This is a genomic window from Actinoallomurus liliacearum (assembly GCF_039542035.1).
Taxonomy (GTDB): domain Bacteria; phylum Actinomycetota; class Actinomycetes; order Streptosporangiales; family Streptosporangiaceae; genus Actinoallomurus; species Actinoallomurus liliacearum.
In genome coordinates this window covers 720,396-737,951 of record NZ_BAABHJ010000005.1, presented here as the reverse complement: position 1 = coordinate 737,951, position 17,556 = coordinate 720,396, and the positions used below count along the sequence as shown (strand labels likewise).

The 17,556-nt window shown below is 67.9% G+C and carries 15 protein-coding genes; all 15 read right to left on the bottom strand.

The window, feature by feature from the left end; all coding sequences use genetic code 11:
* Nucleotides 1-23: 23 nt before the first annotated feature.
* A complete protein-coding gene (gene rpoB / locus ABD978_RS11315) occupies nucleotides 24-3,494 on the bottom strand; it encodes a DNA-directed RNA polymerase subunit beta (protein WP_345352684.1) in 3,471 nt (1,156 codons plus the stop codon).
* 429 nt (nucleotides 3,495-3,923) lie between these two features.
* Entirely contained in the window at nucleotides 3,924-4,550 is a 627-nt protein-coding gene (locus tag ABD978_RS11310) for a hypothetical protein (RefSeq protein WP_345352681.1), read from the bottom strand.
* The gene (locus ABD978_RS11305) at nucleotides 4,547-5,071 is read right to left on the bottom strand and encodes a hypothetical protein (RefSeq protein WP_345352678.1); all 525 of its coding nucleotides are present in this window, start codon (nucleotides 5,069-5,071) and stop codon (nucleotides 4,547-4,549) included. Before ABD978_RS11305 ends, ABD978_RS11310 begins: the two co-directional genes overlap by 4 nt.
* Nucleotides 5,035-6,471, bottom strand: a complete 1,437-nt coding sequence (locus tag ABD978_RS11300) for an MCE family protein (RefSeq protein WP_345352675.1) — start codon at nucleotides 6,469-6,471, stop codon at nucleotides 5,035-5,037. The genes ABD978_RS11305 and ABD978_RS11300 overlap by 37 nt, the downstream gene beginning before the upstream one ends.
* Nucleotides 6,468-7,742: an MCE family protein gene (locus ABD978_RS11295; protein WP_345352672.1), complete on the bottom strand. Its 1,275-nt coding sequence runs from the start codon at nucleotides 7,740-7,742 to the stop codon at nucleotides 6,468-6,470. The genes ABD978_RS11300 and ABD978_RS11295 overlap by 4 nt, the downstream gene beginning before the upstream one ends.
* Before the next feature lies 1 nt (nucleotide 7,743).
* Entirely contained in the window at nucleotides 7,744-8,787 is a 1,044-nt protein-coding gene (locus ABD978_RS11290) for an MCE family protein (protein ID WP_345352669.1), read from the bottom strand.
* 36 nt (nucleotides 8,788-8,823) lie between these two features.
* Complete coding sequence (locus ABD978_RS11285; RefSeq protein WP_345352666.1) at nucleotides 8,824-9,843, bottom strand: MCE family protein; 1,020 nt, start codon at nucleotides 9,841-9,843, stop codon at nucleotides 8,824-8,826.
* Entirely contained in the window at nucleotides 9,840-11,147 is a 1,308-nt protein-coding gene (locus ABD978_RS11280) for an MCE family protein (RefSeq protein WP_345352663.1), read from the bottom strand. The genes ABD978_RS11285 and ABD978_RS11280 overlap by 4 nt, the downstream gene beginning before the upstream one ends.
* A 50-nt stretch (nucleotides 11,148-11,197) precedes the next feature.
* Nucleotides 11,198-12,049, bottom strand: coding sequence for an MlaE family ABC transporter permease (locus ABD978_RS11275; RefSeq protein ID WP_252780356.1), 852 nt, complete (start codon nucleotides 12,047-12,049; stop codon nucleotides 11,198-11,200).
* On the bottom strand, nucleotides 12,049-12,843 hold the full coding sequence (locus ABD978_RS11270) for an MlaE family ABC transporter permease (RefSeq protein WP_345352660.1): 795 nt from the start codon (nucleotides 12,841-12,843) through the stop codon (nucleotides 12,049-12,051). Before ABD978_RS11270 ends, ABD978_RS11275 begins: the two co-directional genes overlap by 1 nt.
* On the bottom strand, nucleotides 12,843-13,865 hold the full coding sequence (locus tag ABD978_RS11265; RefSeq protein WP_345352657.1) for an ABC transporter ATP-binding protein: 1,023 nt from the start codon (nucleotides 13,863-13,865) through the stop codon (nucleotides 12,843-12,845). Before ABD978_RS11265 ends, ABD978_RS11270 begins: the two co-directional genes overlap by 1 nt.
* A gap of 458 nt (nucleotides 13,866-14,323) precedes the next feature.
* Complete coding sequence (gene rplL / locus ABD978_RS11260) at nucleotides 14,324-14,710, bottom strand: 50S ribosomal protein L7/L12 (protein ID WP_345352655.1); 387 nt, start codon at nucleotides 14,708-14,710, stop codon at nucleotides 14,324-14,326.
* A gap of 74 nt (nucleotides 14,711-14,784) precedes the next feature.
* A complete protein-coding gene (rplJ, locus tag ABD978_RS11255; RefSeq protein WP_345352652.1) occupies nucleotides 14,785-15,360 on the bottom strand; it encodes a 50S ribosomal protein L10 in 576 nt (191 codons plus the stop codon).
* 383 nt (nucleotides 15,361-15,743) lie between these two features.
* Nucleotides 15,744-16,580: an SCO4651 family lipoprotein gene (locus ABD978_RS11250; RefSeq protein WP_486303911.1), complete on the bottom strand. Its 837-nt coding sequence runs from the start codon at nucleotides 16,578-16,580 to the stop codon at nucleotides 15,744-15,746.
* Nucleotides 16,581-16,825: 245 nt separating this feature from the next.
* On the bottom strand, nucleotides 16,826-17,551 hold the full coding sequence (gene rplA, locus ABD978_RS11245; RefSeq protein ID WP_345352646.1) for a 50S ribosomal protein L1: 726 nt from the start codon (nucleotides 17,549-17,551) through the stop codon (nucleotides 16,826-16,828).
* Nucleotides 17,552-17,556: the final 5 nt, after the last annotated feature.

Sequence of the window (17,556 nt, the reverse complement as noted above, 5' to 3'; positions counted from 1 at the left end):
TTCACTCGTCGGCTCCCCGTTCCTCAGACCTCTTCGACGCTGCTCGGCTCACGCCGGGACAGGTCGATGCCGAGCTCTTCCGCGGCGCGGAAGACGTCCTCGTCGGTGTCACGCATCTCGATGGACATGCCGTCGCTGGAGAGCACCTCGACGTTCAGGCACAGCGACTGCATCTCCTTGATCAGCACCTTGAAGGACTCAGGGATGCCCGGCTCAGGGATGTTCTCGCCCTTGACGATGGCCTCGTACACCTTCACGCGGCCGAGGACGTCGTCGGACTTGATGGTGAGCAGCTCCTGGAGGGCGTAGGCGGCGCCGTACGCCTCCAGCGCCCAGACCTCCATCTCACCGAAGCGCTGGCCACCGAACTGGGCCTTACCGCCGAGCGGCTGCTGGGTGATCATGGAGTACGGGCCGGTCGAACGCGCGTGGATCTTGTCGTCGACCAGGTGGAGCAGCTTCAGAATGTAGATGTAACCGACCGCGATCGGGTCCTTGAAGGGCTCACCGGTCCGCCCGTCGAACATCCGCGCCTTACCGGTCTTCTGGACCATGCGCTGGCCATCGCGGTTCGGCAGGGTGCTGTCGAGCAGCTCGGTGATCTCCTCCTCGCGGGCACCGTCGAACACCGGAGTGGCGACGTTGGTCCCCGCGTCGGCGGCGTCGGCTCCGATGGCCTTCAGCTGGCGCTTCCACTCGGCGTCGTCCCCGTCGACCTTCCAGCCCCGGCTGGCGACCCACCCGAGGTGGGTCTCCAGGACCTGGCCGACGTTCATCCGGCCCGGCACGCCGAGCGGGTTGAGGACGATGTCGACCGGGGTGCCGTCCTCCAGGAACGGCATGTCCTCGACCGGCAGCACCTTGGAGATGACGCCCTTGTTGCCGTGACGGCCGGCGAGCTTGTCACCATCGGTGATCTTGCGCTTCTGGGCGACGTACACCCGGACCAGCTCGTTCACGCCCGGCGGGAGCTCGTCGCCCTCTTCCCGGCTGAACACGCGGACCCCGATGACCTTGCCCTCTTCGCCGTGCGGCACCTTCAGGGAGGTGTCGCGGACCTCGCGGGCCTTCTCGCCGAAGATGGCGCGCAGCAGGCGCTCCTCCGGGGTCAGCTCGGTCTCGCCCTTGGGCGTGACCTTGCCGACCAGGATGTCGCCCGTGGTGACCTCGGCGCCGATGCGGATGATGCCGCGCTCGTCCAGGTCGGACAGGACCTCTTCGGAGACGTTCGGGATGTCCCGGGTGATCTCCTCCGGGCCCAGCTTGGTGTCACGGGCGTCGACCTCGTGCTCCTCGATGTGGATCGAGGACAGGACGTCGTCCTGCACCAGACGCTGGGAGAGGATGATCGCGTCTTCGTAGTTGTGGCCCTCCCACGGCATGAACGCCACCAGGAGGTTCTTGCCGAGCGCCATCTCGCCGTTGTCCGTGCACGGACCGTCGGCGACGACGGTGCCGACCTCGACCCGCTGGCCCTCGTCGACGATGGGCTTCTGGTTGAAGCAGGTGCCCTGGTTCGACCGCTTGAACTTGGCGACACGGTAGGTGGTGCGCGTGCCGTCGTCGTTCATCACGGTGATGTAGTCGGCGGAGACCTCCTCGACGACACCGGCCTTCTCGGCCGTGATGACGTCACCGGCGTCGGTCGCCGCGCGGTACTCCATGCCGGTGCCGACCAGCGGCGCCTCGCTGCGCAGCAGCGGGACGGACTGGCGCTGCATGTTGGAGCCCATGAGCGCGCGGTTCGCGTCGTCGTGCTCGAGGAACGGGATCATGGCCGTCGCGACCGACACCATCTGGCGCGGCGAGACGTCCATGTAGTCGACCTCGGACGGCGGGATGAACTCGACCTCGCCGCCCTTCCGGCGGACCAGGACGCGGTTCTCCACGAAGGTGCCGTCGTCCTGGAGCGGCGTGTTCGCCTGGGCGACGACGTGCCGGTCCTCCTCGTCCGCGGTGAGGTAGTCGATCTGCTCGGTGACCCGGCCGTCGACGACCTTGCGGTACGGCGTCTCGATGAAGCCGAAGGAGTTGACCCGGCCGTACGAGCTCAGCGAGCCGATCAGACCGATGTTCGGGCCTTCCGGCGTCTCGATCGGGCACATGCGGCCGTAGTGCGACGGGTGGACGTCACGGACCTCCATGCCCGCCCGCTCACGGGACAGACCACCGGGACCCAGCGCGTTCAGACGCCGCTTGTGCGTCAGACCCGCCAGCGGGTTGGTCTGGTCCATGAACTGCGACAGCTGCGAGGTGCCGAAGAACTCCTTGATCGACGCCACGACCGGGCGGATGTTGATCAGGGTCTGCGGCGTGATCGCCTCGACGTCCTGCGTGGTCATCCGCTCGCGGACGACGCGCTCCATGCGAGCCAGGCCCAGGCGGACCTGGTTCTGGATCAGCTCGCCGACCGAGCGGATACGACGGTTGCCGAAGTGGTCGATGTCGTCGGTCTCGACGGGGATCGCGTGGCCCGCCGGGCCCGTCATCTCCTCCTCGCCGGCGTGCAGCCGGACGAGGTAGTCGATGGTGGTGACGATGTCGTCCTCGGTCAGGGTGCCCTGGGTCAGGTCCAGGTCGAGGCCGAGCTTCTTGTTGACCTTGTAGCGGCCGACCTTCGCCAGGTCGTAGCGCTTCGGATTGAAGTAGAGGTTCTCGAGCAGCGTCTGCGCGGACTCCTTCGTCGGAGGCTCGCCCGGACGCAGCTTGCGGTAGATGTCGAGCAGGGCGTCGTCCTGCCCGGTGGTGTGGTCCTTCTCCAGGGTGATCCGCATCGACTCGTAGTCGCCCCAGCGCTCAAGGATGCGGGCGTCGTCCCAGCCGAGCGCCTTGAGCAGAACGGTGACGCTCTGCTTGCGCTTGCGGTCGATCCGGACGCCGACGTTGTCACGCTTGTCGACTTCGAACTCTAGCCATGCACCCCGGGAGGGGATCACCTTGCAGCCGAAGAGGTCCTTGTCGGACGTCTTGTCCAGGGCCCGGTCGAAGTAGACGCCGGACGAGCGGACGAGCTGCGAGACGACGACACGCTCGGTGCCGTTGATGATGAAGGTGCCGCGCGGGGTCATGAGCGGGAAGTCACCCATGAACACCGTCTGGCTCTTGATCTCCCCCGTGGAGTTGTTGATGAACTCCGCCGTCACGAACATCGGGGCGGAGAAGGTCATGTCCTTGTCTTTGCACTCCTCGACGGAGTACTTCGGCGGCTCGAACCGGTGATCACGGAACGAGAGGGACATGGTGCCGGAGAAGTCTTCGATCGGACTGATCTCTTCGAAGATCTCCTCAAGTCCCGACTGGGTCGGGACGTCCTTACGACCGGCCTGCTGGGCCGCAGTGACCCGGGCCTTCCACCTCTCGTTACCGAGCAACCAGTCAAAGGACTCGGTCTGCAGCGCGAGGAGGTCCGGAACTTCCAGAGGCTCCTTGATACGCGCGAAAGAAACGCGGTTCGGACCGGTTGCGGTAGTCGAGGCGTTGCGCGAGGCTGCCAAGAGTGGTCCTTCCGAGGGCTCGCGGCGGACTGACGACGCGCACGCCAGACGATCCACGCCGATAGACCCCGCCGAAACGGGGGTGTCGATGTGTGGATAGTCAGAGGGCAGCGCAAAGGGGCAGTGTAGCCGAACGCCACACCGCTGTCGAGCGCAGAGCCACGGTATGCATCACAGTTGCTCCGCAGCATCGCTCGTCAGCGGCCCCACGTCAAGACTAGACATGGACATTCCGCCCGATCGATCAGCGTGAGGAAGCCCATAGTTTACGGGGAAGCGGGCCCCTGGCCGTCCTCGCGCAGGTCGGCGCGCCGCCCCGGCACGGGGCGGCGTCACGTTTCTCGAAATCTCTTCGGATCGGACGGCGCCACGGGGCGGGAAACGATCAGCGCTTCGTCGACGCGGAGGGTGTCGCGGGGCCGGAAACGATCAGCGCTTCTTGGACGCGGAGGGGGTCGGCGTCGGCGTCGGGGTGGCGCCGGAGGAGGCCGGCGGCGGGGTGGTCATCCGCGGGCCGTCGATGAGCCACTTCTTGCCGACCTTCTTCATCTGCAGGCGCGGCCACGACGTATCGACCTGGGGCTCCTTGTGCGCGGCGTTGACCGAGATCATCTTCACGAAGAGGAGCACCTCGACCCGACCGGCGGTCGCCTGCGTCACCGACGCCACCTGGATCTGGGTCAGCGCCTGGGTCTGGCTCTTCTCCACGGACGTCCGGAATATCTTCCAGTACTCGGCGTAGGACTTCGCCATCGCCGGCGTCATCTCGGACTCCGCCTTCTTCAGGTCGTAGTCCAGCGTCTGGTGGTTGTACGACAGCAGGTCCTTGGCGGCGGACTGCGCGGCGGCCAGGCCGTCCTCACGCGCGTGCTGGACCGCCTCGTCCTGGCCCACCCGGTACCACAGGTCCAGGCAGCCGACGGCCACGACGAGCACGGCGCAGACCAGGATGGCCAGCGGGGCCGTGGCCGGCGACCGCCGCGCCGTGCGCTCGGCCGCCGTCTCCTCGGCGGAGTCCTCGGCCGGCGCGCCCTTGCGCCTGGTGAGCGCGGTCACTGCAGCCCTCCCATCCCGGAGACCCGCCAGTGACCACCGATCTTGGTCAGCTGCACCTGGGCGCTCTGCCACGTCGAGGCGGGCGTCGTGACCTGGGCGGACTGCGCGGTCCTGCGGACGGTGACCATGACCTCGGCCGACTTGGACTGGATGTCTATCACTCCTGAGGCGGACACCGCGGCGCTGGAGATCAGCTTGTTGTTCACGACGGTCTGCTTCCAGGTCGTGCCGAGCTGCTGGACCGCCTGCGCCTTGAACTTGTCGGACATGTCGGCGTAGACCCGCTGGGCGTCCTGGTCGAAGTTCTGGTAGCCGATCGAGTAGAAGTTCGTGACGACCCGGCGGGCGACGGTCTGCACCGACGCGATGTCGGCCCTTCGGGTGTCGGCGGCGTACGTCTTGTCGGCGAGGTAGCCCACCGGCACCAGGAGGGCGAGGAGGACGACTCCGAGCAGCGCGAGCGTCACCCCCAGGCGACGGCCGCTCAGCCGACGATCGGGCTCAGCAGAAGCGTCTGCCATGAAGCGTCTCCCGTCAGTTGACTGACCTTGCCCAGGCGGTACTGCTTACCGTCGGGCCCCACGTAAACGCGGGTCCGGGGATCGTAGCCGCTGACGAACAGCGTCTGCAGCCCGGAGGAGGCCGTCTGTCCGGAGCCTGAGTCCCCCGTCGACGAGCCGCCGGTCACCGCCGACCGCCCGCTCGCCGACGCCTGCTTCGCGGCGTCCCCGCCGCCGCTCGAGCCGGTGCCGGTCGAGGTCTCGTACGGGAAGCCGGCCCCCGACGTCGCGCCCGCGGGCAGCTTGGGATACGGCCCGGGCGGTGGCGCGTTGCGGGACCCGCGTACGGCGGTGGCGGCGTTCTTGGGCGCCTTGCAGGAGGCCTTGGCGTTGATGGTCGCCGGACGGGTGTCCTGCGGGTAGCGGATGGTCGTGCCCTTGTAGCCCTCGGTGCAGACGGGCGGCCGGTTGAAGTTGAGCTCGAGGCCGAAGTGCACCGTGCCGTCGCCGGGGGTGACGCTGAACGCGCCGCCGACGATGAGCGGGTAGGTGATCAGCATGGTCCGGAGCTGGTCGGTGCGCGAGGTCAGCACCGACCCGATGACCGAGCCGTTGGCCAGGAGCGTGGGCAGGGTCGGCTCTAGGCGGTCGAGCAGGTCCTGGCCCTGGTCCAGCGCGCCCGGCGTGGTGTTCAGGAACTTGCGGACGTCGGGGTCGTCGCGCTTCAGCTCGGCGGTCAGCGACGCGAGGTTGTGGGAGAACTCGCGGAACACCGACCCCTCGTCGACCTGTGTGTCCAGCACCGTGCGCCCGTTGTTGAGCAGCGCGATCGTCTCGGGGTAGGTGTCGTTCAGCGCGGCCAGGATCTTCTTGTTGGAATCGAGCAGCGACTGCAGGTCCGGACCTTCGCCCGACAGACCCTTGTCGAGCTCGTCGATGACCGTTCCGAGGTCCTTGGGGTTCACGGTGCGCACGAGGGCGTCGATGTTGTGCAGCAGTTCGTACGTCTGCACCGGCAGGTGGGTGTGGTCGCGCGGGATGACGTCGCCGTTCTTCAGCGACGGGCCGTTCCCGGCGGGGCGCAGGTCGATGTACTGCTCGCCGACGCCCGAGCGGTTGAGCACGTAGGCCTGGACGCCGTTGGCGGGCACCTTGCGGTCGTGGTTGATCCGCAGTTCGACGCGGACGCCGTTCTTGGTCAGGCGCAGCGGCCCGACCCGGCCGACCGTGACGCCGCGGTAGGTCACCTCGGCGTTCGAGAAGATGCCGCCGGAGTCGGACATGTCGACGTAGACGCGGTACCGCAGGTCGAGGACGGTCTGGCCGATCCCGATGATGTTGACCAGCGTGTAGGCCATGGTCAGGACCGTGATGATCGCGAAGATCGTCAGCTGGATCTTGACGCCGCGCTTGATGATCATGCGGTGCCTCCGCTCAGCAGGGCGCCCAGGTCGTCACCCGGGGCACCGCCGCCCATTCCGAGGGGTGGCAGGATGCCGCCGCCGCCCTGCTGCGAGCCGCTCTGATTCGTACCGGCGCTTGAGCCGCCCTCTGGGAGGACGCCCAGAGGGTTGTCCGGAACGCTCGTGTGCGGGGCCGGCAGGGACGCCTGGAGCTTCTCAGCGCCCTTCACGGCCCCTTCCAGGGCGGTCCCGGTCAGGAAGTTGTGCGCGATGTTCCCGACGTCGAGGTCCAGGGTGGCGAACAGGTTGCCGTAGTCGCCCTTGAGCGCCTGGGAGACCGTCTGCGGGAACGGGAACGTGAACAGGCCGCCCAGGATCTTCGGGATGACGTTGCTGGCCTTGTCGGTGTTCTGCAGCACCGTCTGCAGGTCCTTGAGGTTGGCGACCGTGTCGTCGTGCGACCGGTTGATCACCCGGGTCGCCACGGTGCCGAGCCGGTCCATGTTGACCAGGAGCTTGGTGAGGTCCTGCCGCTGCGCGGCGAGGATCTTCACCGCGGGGCCGGTGCTGTCGATCGTGTCGGCGATCGTCTGGTTGTGCCGGGCGAGCGTGGCGGCGAGCCGGTCGACCTTCTCGATCGTGGTGACGATCTGCGCCTTCTGCCGGTCGAGGGTGCCGACGAAGACGTTGACGCGGTCCAGGAGGTCGCGCATCTGCGTGGTGCGGCCCTGCATCGCGGCGTTCAGCTCGTGGTTGATCGTGGAGATCTGCTCGAGGCCGCCGCCGGTGACCAGCATGGACATCGCCGACAGCACCTCCTCGACCTCGGTGTCGCGGGTGGTGCGGTCGAGGGGGATCTCCGCGCCCTGCGTCAGCCTCCCCTGGGGCGTCTGTCCCTGTGGCGCGGACAGCGCCACGAACTTCTCGCCGAGGAGGCTGGTCTGGGAGATCGTGGCGACGGCGTTGGCCGGCAGGTCGGCCGAGCGCCGCAGCCGGCAGGTGACCTCGGCGTTCCAGTTCACCAGGCGGATCCTGGTGATCCGGCCGACCGGGACGTCGTTGACGCGGCACTGCGACTGCGGCACCAGGTCCAGGACGTTCGAAAAGACGATCTTCACGTCGTACGCGTCGGAGCCGGTGTCGATACCGCCGGGCAGCGGCATGTTCGACACGCCCCGGAACGTACAGCCCGAGACGGCGGCGGTGAGCGTGAGCGCCGTCGCAACGATCCGCGCCGCTCGGCCGCGCGCCGGCCGCTCCGATCGAGACACCTCGTACGTACCTCTCATCTCAACGGCCCGTGCCGGACGTGGGCGTACCGCTGGGCGTGCGCTTGCCGGACCCGCTCGCGTCGCCACCGGTCGCCGGCTGGGCCGGGCCGATCGCGATCGGGAGCGGGATCAGGTTCTGCAGGTAACCGTCGAACCACCGGCCCTGGGCGGTGGCGTCGGCCGAGACGCTGACGAAGGGACCCAGGGTCTTGACCGCCTTGTCGAGGTTGTTCTGGTTGCGCAGCAGGATGTTCACGACGCTGTGCAGGTGCCGCATCGCGGGGTTCAGCGTGGCGCGGTTCTCCTCGATCGTCCCGGTGATCTGGTTCGAGAGGCTGACCGTGCCGGACAGCAGCGAAGTGATCACCTGCCGCCGGTCGTTGAGCTCCTGCAGCAGCAGGCCGCCGCTCGACACCAGCTGCGCGAGGTCGCCGCTGCGGTCGGCCAGCAGGCCGGTGAGGCTCCGGGTGTGGCCGAGGAGGCCGGTCAGCTCGTCGTCGCGGGAGGAGATGGCCCGGGAGATCTTCTGCAGGCCGCTCAGCGTCCGGCGTACGTTGTCCGGGGAGTACTGCAGCGTCTGGTTCAGGGTGTCCAGCGCCGTGGCGAGCTGCGGGACGTCGATCTTCTGGAGCTGTCCGGACAGGTCCTGCAGGGCGGGGACGACCTCGTACGACGGGGCGGTGCGCGAGGTGGGGATCTCGGTGTGCGGCGACTGGCGGCGGTCGCCCCTCGGATCGACCTCGAGGTAGTGCGCGCCCAGCAACGTGGAGATCTTGATCCGGACCTGCGACTGGGTGCCGAAGCGGACGTGGGAGCCGGCGGTGAAGCCGACCCGCACGTGGTCGCCCTCCAGCGCGACGCTCTTGACCTTGCCGACCTTGACGCCGGCGACGCGCACCTCTTCGTTCGGCTTGAGGCCGCTGGCCTCGGTGAACGCCGCGTGGTACGTCGTCCCGCCCTCGAGGAGCGTCAGGTTGAACGCCGCGAACACGAGGAGGGCCACCGACGACATGCCGATGATCCCCATCGTCAGGGGGTCCCGGTCCCGGAAGGAGACTCTCACCGTTCCACTCCCCTCGTCGCTGCCTCGTTCACCTGATCACCCCTTGCATCGGGGACTCTCGTTCAGGATCTGCGGAGTGTTGAAGGAGACCTGGCCCGGCAGCCCGATCCGCGCGTCCAGACTGCACAGGTAGAAGTTGAACCAGGAGCCGTAGGAGGCGGCCCGGTCGAGCAGCATGAAGTTGGTCGGCATCGCGGCGAACGCCTTGTCCAGCTCGCCGCCGTTGGCCGCGAGCACCTTCGACAGGTGGCCGAGCGTGGCGATGTCGGCCTTGACCGACGGGCGCACGTCCGTGAGCAGGCCGTTGGTCGTGTAGATGAGCTGGTTGACGCTGACCAGCGACTCGCCGATCGCGTGCCGGTCGCCGGACAGCCCGGACACCAGGCTCTTCAGGTTGGTGATGAGCCCGGAGACCTCCTCGTCGCGCGAGTCGATGGTGGCGATCACCTTGTCGAGGTTGTCGATCACCCGGCCGATGACCTCGTCGCGGTTGCCGAGGGTCTCGGTCAGGGAGGCGACGTGCGCGAGCAGCCCGTTGACGGTCCCGCCCTCGCCCTGCAGCACCTGGATGATCTGGTACGCGAGCTGGTTGACGTCCTGCGGCTTGATGGCCCGCAGCAGCGGCCGGAAGCCGTTGAACAGCGCGGTCAGGTCCAGCGCCGGCTGGGTCTGCTCCTTCGGGATCGTCCCGCCGGTCGGCAGCGTGCCGCCCTGCCCGGAGCCCTCGGTCAGCGAGATGTACCGCTGGCCCATCAGGTTGCGGTACCGCAGCTGGGCCTGCGTGCTGCGGGGCAGGGTCTGGTCGTCGACCACGGAGACCGTGACCTTGGCCAAGTGCCCCTGGTAGAGCTTGATCCCCTTGACCTCTCCGACGCGCACGCCGGCGATCCGGACCTCGTCGCCGGTGTTGAGCCCCGCCGCGTCCGTGAAGATCAGGTTGTAGTTCCGGCTCGGCACGAACTGGGTGTTGGAGATGGTGACGGCGAGCACCGCCGTGGCGAGCGTGGCGATCACCGCGAAGATGATCAGCTTGATCGCCGCCGAGGTGGTCTTCACTTGACGGTCACCACCATTCCGTTGGCGGCGGGCTTGTACAGCAGCGTGGCGAGGTCGGAGACCTGGCCGGCGCTGGTGCCCATGGCCGGTCCCATCAGGCTCTTGAGCAGCGAGTCGTCGTCCGTGGAGCTGCCCGGCTTGACCAGGACGCTCGACAGGGAGCGGCCCGCGCCGCCCGCCCACCACTGGTCGTCCTCGGTCCCGTCGAGCTCCTGGTACTGCGGGAACGGCACCTTCGGGTTCGGCAGGCCGTAGCAGCGGGGATTGCGGTAGTCCTTGAACTCCGGGCGGTCCAGTCCCGGCTTGTACCCGGGACGCGGCTTGACCAGCTCCAGCGTGACGTGCACGCCCGGCTGGCGGCCGCCCATCGCGTCGATCAGCCGGGGCGTCAGCTTGGCCATGCCCTGGAACACGCACGGCACGCCCGGGGAGTACTTGGCCACCAGCGCGAGCGCCTTCCGGTTGGCGATCATCGCCCCGACGAGGCGGGGCTCGTTGTCGGCGGTGAACTCCGTGGCCTGGCCGGTGAGGCCGATGCCCTTGTCGAGCGCCGCGACGAGCTGGGGCTCCTTGTCGACGATCGTGCGGTTCGTCGTCTGGAGGTTCTGCATGATCGAGATCAGGTCCGGCGCGGCGCCGTTCAGGTTGTCGCTGACGACGGCGAGCTGTCGCAGGTCGTGGATGACGGTGGGCAGGTGCGGGTTGAGCCGCTTGAGGTAGTCGTCGGCGTCGACGAGCATCTGACCGATCTGGTCGCCGCGGCCCTGCAGCGCGGTGGCCAGGGCGTTCAGAGTGGCGTTGAGCTTGGCCGGCTCGACCTCGTCGAGGATCGGCATCACGTCGTTGAGGACCTGGTTGACCTCCACGGCGGTGGTGGAGCGGTCCTGCGGGATGACGTCGCCGTTCTTCAGGTGACGGCCGCCGAGCGTGCCCGCCGGGGGGACGATGTCGACGAACTTCTCGCCGAACACCGTCTTGGGCAGCATCCGCGCCGAGGAGGCCGCCGGGATCAGCCGGGCCTTACCGGGGTCGATCGCCAGGTCGATCGCCGCGCCGTTCTGCGTCTGGCGGATCTTCCTGACCTCCCCGACGATCAGGCCGCGGACCTTCACGTCGGAGTGCGGGACCAGCTGCAGGCCGGCCCGGTCGCTGTCGACGGTGACGTGGTAGACGGGCGTGAACGCCTTGTTGTACTGCATCACCATGAGCACGACGAGCAGGAGGACCACCAGTACGAACGCCAGCCCGTACAGGCGGTAGCGCAGCCGCTCGGACCACGAGCCGAAGGGCGGGGTGTAGCTCATGAGTCCTCCCCCGGCTCAGCAATCGTCATCGCGCACTCACACCTCTCGTCTCAGCCGGCGATCCGTACGCTCGTGGTCGCGCCCCAGATCGCCATCCCCATGAGCAGGTCCACGATGTTGACGACCACGAGGCTCGTACGGACGGCGCGGCCGACCGCCAGGCCCACGCCGGCCGGTCCGCCGCTGGCGTTGAAGCCGTAGTAGCAGTGGATCAGCATGACGAGGATCGCGAAGACCAGGACCTTCCCGAACGACCACAGGACGTCGTGGGGTGGGAGGAACAGGTAGAAGTAGTGGTCGTACGTGCCGCTGGACTGGCCGAACGACACGGTCACCATCAGCCGGGTGGCGACGAACGACGCCAGCAGGCCGATGACGTACAGCGGGATCACGGCGAGCATGCCGGCCACCAGTCGCGTCGTCACCAGGAACGGCAGCGATGGCACGCCCATGACCTCGAGCGCGTCGATCTCGTCGCTGATCCGCATGGCGCCGAGCTGAGCGGTGAAGCCGCAGCCGACCGTGGCCGACAGCGCCAGCGCGGACACCGTGGGGGCCAGCTCGCGCGTGTTGAAGTACGCCGAGACGAAGCCGCTGAAGGCGGCGCTGCCGATCTGGTTCAGGGCGTTGTAGCCCTGCAGGCCGACCTCGGTACCGGTGAAGAAGGTCATGAAGCCGACGATCGCCACGCTGCCGCCCATGACGGCCAGGCCGCCGGTGCCGAGGCTGACCTCGGCGAGCAGCCGGACGACCTCCTTCTTGTAGCGCAGGACGACCCGCCAGACCCACGCGAACGCCCGTACGTAGAACGCCATCTGGTGGCCGAAGCCCTCCAGGCGCTCCAGCGGAGCGTCGATGACGCGCTTGGCGGTGCGGAACCCGCCCCAGGTGCCGGCCGCCATCACATGCCCTTCTGCGGGACGAGCTGGAAGTACAGCGCGCTGAGCACGAAGTTCTCCACGAACAGGGCCATCGCCGCGATGACCACGGTCTGGTTCACCGCGTCACCGACGCCCTTCGGGCCGCCGGAGGCGGTCAGGCCCTTGTACGAGGCGACGAGCGCGGCGGTGATGCCGAACACCACCGCCTTCACCTCGGCCTGGTACAGGTCGGAGAGCTGCGCCAGGCCGCTGAACGAGGCGATGTACGCGCCGGGCGTGCCGCCCTGCAGCATGACGTTGAAGACGTAGCCGCCGGCGATGCCGACGACCGAGACGATGCCGTTGAGGAAGAGCCCGACGAACGCGCAGGCCAGCACGCGCGGCACCACGAGGCGGTGCAGCGGGTTGATGCCGAGCACCTCCATCGCGTCGATCTCCTCGCGGATCTTCCGGGCGCCCAGGTCCGCGCAGATCGCCGAGCCGGCCGCCGCCGCGATCAGCAGGGCCGTCACGATCGGGCTGGCCTCCCGGACGATCGCCAGCACCGCCGTCGAGCCGGTCTGGGACTGCGCGCCGAGCTGCCGGATCAGGTTGCCGACCTGCAACGACAGGATCGCGCCGAACGGGATGGCGACCATGATGGTGGGCGCCACCGTGACGCTGACGATGAACCACGCCTGCTGCAGGAACTCCTGCCACTGGAACGGCCATTTGAACAACGCCCGGAAGGTGTCCAGCGACAGGGCGAAGAAGCGACCGGGCTCGCGCAGCGTGGCGTTGGCGACGCCGTCGGCCACCTTGCCGGCGCGCGCCATCAGTGCGCCCCTTCGGGATGCTGTCCGGCACCGGCCGACATGGCGGCGACGTACCGCGGCCACTCCTCGAGCCAGTCGCGGCCCATCTCGTCGATGAACGAGCCGTCCGGCGGAATGACCCCGTGCGCGCGCAGCCACTCACCGGGAGCGTGCTGGGTCCGGCGGAGGCGCCCGTCGCTGGTCATCAGCTGCGGCGGGATCGGCGGCAGCGGTCCCGGGTCGCGGCCGAGGCGGGCCTCGGCCTCCAGCTCGGACAGGTCCTTCTCCTCGGACATGCCGATCGGGCCGACCTTGCGCGCGTTGAGGAACTGCCGGACCACCGGCTCCTCGCTCGACAGCAGCATCTCGCGCGGCCCGAACATCACCAGCTCGCGGCGGAACAGCATGCCGATGTTGTCCGGCACCGTACGGGCGGTGTTGATGTCGTGGGTGACGATGAGGATCGTCGCCTCGATCTCGGCGTTGAGGTCGACGATCAGTTGGTTCAGCAGGACCGTGCGGACCGGGTCCAGGCCGGAGTCGGGCTCGTCGCAGAGAATGATCTGCGGGTCGAGCACGAGCGCGCGGGCGAGCCCGGCCCGTTTGCGCATACCGCCGGAGATCTCGCCGGGGAACTTGTTCTGCGCTCCCCCGAGGCCGACCATCTCCATCTTCTCCAGGACGATGCGCCGGACCTCGGACTCCGACTTGCGCGTGTGCTCGCGCAGCGGGAAGGCGATGTTGTCGAAAAGGTTCATCGAGCCGAACAGCGCGCCGTCCTGGAACAGGACGCCGAACAGCTTCCGCACCTCGTACATGTCGTGTTCGCGGAGGTTCGGCATGTCCTTGCCGTCGATCCAGCAGTGGCCGCGGTCCGGCTTGAGCAGGCCGACCATCGTCTTGAGGAACACCGACTTGCCGGTTCCGGAGGGTCCGAGAAGGACGGAGATCTCACCGGCGGGCAGCGTCAGGGTGACGTCCTCCCAGATGACCTGACGCCCGAAGGACTTGGTCAGCCCTTCGACTCTGATTTCGACGCCCACTCGTCACCTTTCGTCCAGCCGGCCCATGGGTGTCCGGTACAACGAGCGAGTTACCGATGGGTTACGTTGCCGGGTCACACAGAGCCACTGATCAGTGGCCGGGGGCCATCGTGCGTGCCGCGTCCACCTACCGTAGTCATCCCTCGCTCGAATGGAAGAGGTAAAACCATCGCCGCTGGGACGGAGATTGCCTTGTAAGCAGATCGTTACTCAGAACCGACTTATGAGACTAGCGGTCCAACAGTTCACTTGTGAAGAGGATGCCCGGCGGGCGGAGCCCGGCAGACGTCTACGGACGGTCTGGAAATGATCACGTACATGGGCCCGAATCGTATCAACCAAGCGCTTGATAGGTAAGACCTTCGAACGACCTCCTCGCCCGGTAACGCCGAAAGGCGGCCACCCGGAAGGGTGACCGCCCTCGAAGAGCGCTGAGAAAGCGCCGTGGAGAAGACGCCTTACTTGACGGTGACCGTCGCGCCGGCCTTCTCCAGGGCCTCCTTGGCCTTGTCGGCCGTCTCCTTGTTGACCTTCTCCAGCAGCGGCTTCGGCGCGCCGTCGACCAGGTCCTTGGCCTCCTTCAGGCCCAGGCTCGTGAGGCCACGGACCTCCTTGATGACCTGGATCTTCTTGTCGCCGGCGGCCTCGAGGATGACGTCGAACTCGTCCTTCTCCTCGACGGCCTCAGCCGGGGCGCCCGGGACGCCGGCGGCGGCGGCGACCGCGACCGGGGCGGCGGCCTTGACGTCGAAGGTGTCCTCGAACTGCTTCACGAACTCGGAGAGCTCGAGAAGGGTCATCTCCTTGAACGCGTCGAGCAGCTCGTCGGTGCTGAGCTTCGCCATGGTGTTGCTTCCTCCTGTTGAAAACCCGCGTCGCTCACGCGGATGGGTAATTCAGGTCTGTTACGACCGCGGGATCAACCCTCGTCCGACGTCTCGGCCGGCGCCTCGGCAGGGGCCTCGGCGGCCCCGCCTTCCTCTTCGCGCTTGACCCGCAGGGCCTCGGCCAGCTGAGCGGCCTTGACCGGCAGGGCGTTGAAGAGAGCGGCGGCGTTGCCCATCGACGCCTTCATCGCACCCGCGAGCTTCGCGAGGAGGACCTCGCGGGACTCGAGGGAGGCGAGCGTGGTGATGTCCTCGGACGTCATCGGCTTGCCGTCGACGACGCCGCCCTTGATCACCAGGTTCGGGTTGGCCTTGGCGAAGTCACGCAGGCCCTTGGCGGCCTCGACCACATCGCCCTTGACGAACGCGATCGCCGACGGGCCCTGGAGCAGCTGCTCGAGCTCCTCGGTGACCCCGGCCTCGCGCGCGGCGATCTTGGTCAGCGTGTTCTTCACCACGGCGAAACGTGCATTCTCACCGAGCGATCGGCGCAGCTCACTGATCTGCGCCACGGTGAGCCCGCGGTACTCGGTCAGCACTGCACCGCTCGAGCTCTCGAACTCGCTCTTGAGCTCGGCGACCGCTGCCGCCTTGTCCGCCCTCGCCATGGGCCTCCTTCCAGATGTGCGCCGGTGGAGAAGGCCCGAGAAACGACGAACGCCCCGGCGCAGGCGCACGGGGCGGATGACATGACCAGCACCCGGTCACGTCTCAGCTCTCAATGTCACCTACGCGGGCCGCCCGCTGTGCGGGACCTTCAGTCACCCCGTGGGTGACGACCGGCGGTCTTCGGCGTAGAACAGCGTACGCGATCCCGCCGAGACGACCAAATCCGCACTCACGGGTCCTTTGCCGAGCCTTCGATCCGGCGGTGGCGCGGCGGCCGTCGGGCTGCGTCGGGCTGGAGAAAAGGGCGCGCCCCGCGGCGTCCGAGCCGCGGGGCGCGCCATTCCGAACCGCCCGGGGGGCCGGGCCGTCCGCACTACCGGACTCAGTGGCCGGAGCCCCAGTTCTGCAGGAGCTGCGAGCCATCGGCGACCTGGTTCGCCGGCGGCGCGGACACGCTGAACGACTTGTTGAAGTCGCTGTAGATCATGGTGGCGGTGGCCGAACCGCCCGACTCGGCGCCCTTGGCCGTCAGCTTGCGCGGCAGGTTGTCCGAGCCGACCCACAGGTCGAACACGACCTTCTTCGCACCGCTCTTCTGGTACAGGTCCTGGAACGACTGCTTGGCCTTACCGGACAGCTGCGCCGCGGCGTCCTGCGCGGTGATCGTTCCGGTGTAGTGCGTGGTCTTCGCCCCGTTGATGGTCTGCGTACCGACCTTGCGCACGTCCTTCGAGCTGGTGAAGATCTTCGTCTGCTGCGCGGGATCGGCCTGCTTGAGGATGTCGTTCAGGTTCACACCGGCCTGCTGCGCGGCCTGCGAGACGGAGAACTTCACCCACTGCTTGCCGCCAGCGAACTGCGACAGCTGCGAGGGGACCTTCCCGTAGAGGGCGTCACCGAGAAGGATCGCCCGCAGGCCGGTCCCCACCGAGCGGCCGCCGAAGCCGGCCGAGTCGAGGGTGCCGACCGCGGCGAGCTCGGGGCTGAGCCGGACCTGTACGACCCCGTGCGCCTTCGAGGCGGCCTTCCCGCTGCCGCTCTCGGTGATGTCGACCTTGTACGACTTGACGGTGCTGGTCTTCTGCGCCGCCAGAGTGATCGCCTGGGCGGCGGAGACGTTCACCGCGCCGGCGCCGTCCTTCCCGGCGGCCCCGCACCCGGCAAGGGAAACGACCAAGGCGGCACCGGCGGCTGTACCCACGGCATATCGACGAACCATTGAACCCTCCTGCGTATCGCGTACGGCCCCCGGCTCGATGAGAGCGCGAACGCCTCTGGTTCCAGCACTATTGAGTGTTACCTCCGTAGATCTTGTAAACATCCCCCATGGGGACCAGATCCCATTCGCCCGAGTGCGACGTAAGTCGTACCGGGGGATGACGCAACGCGAAGGGGCGCCCCCGAAACGGGGACGCCCCTTTGCGCGTTTCGCTGATACGTCAGCTCACCGCGGTGCTCACTGCGTCAGCTCGCCGCGGACTCTTCCAGCTCCGCGGCGAGGTTGCGCGTGACGTTCGGGTCGACCGGGATGCCCGGGCCCATCGTCGTGCTCAGGGTCGCCTTCTTGATGTAACGCCCCTTGGCCGCCGACGGCTTGAGCCGCAGGATCTCCTCCAGCGCGGCGGCGTAGTTCTCCACGAGCTGCTTCTCGGAGAAGGACGTCTTGCCGGCGATGAAGTGCAGGTTCCCGTGGCGGTCCACGCGGAACTCGATCTTGCCGCCCTTGATGTCGGACACGGCCTTGGCCACGTCGGTGGTAACGGTGCCGGTCTTCGGGTTCGGCATGAGACCACGGGGGCCGAGCACGCGGCCGAGGCGGCCGACCTTGCCCATCATGTCCGGGGTCGCCACGACCGCGTCGAAGTCGAGCCAGCCGCCCTGGATCCGCTCGATCATGTCGTCGGAGCCGACGTGGTCGGCGCCGGCCTCGCGGGCCTCGTCGGCCTTCGCGCCACCGGTGATGACCAGCACGCGGGCGGTCTTACCGGTGCCGTGCGGCAGGTTGACGGTGCCACGGACCATCTGGTCGGCCTTACGGGGGTCGACCCCGAGCCGGAACGCGACCTCGACGGTGGCGTCGAACTTGGTCGGCGAGGTCTCCTTGGCCAGCTTCACGGCCTCGGCCGGGCTGTAGAGCGCCGACTTGTCGATCTTGTTGTCGGCGTTGCGGTACGCCTTGCTGCGCTTCATCTTCT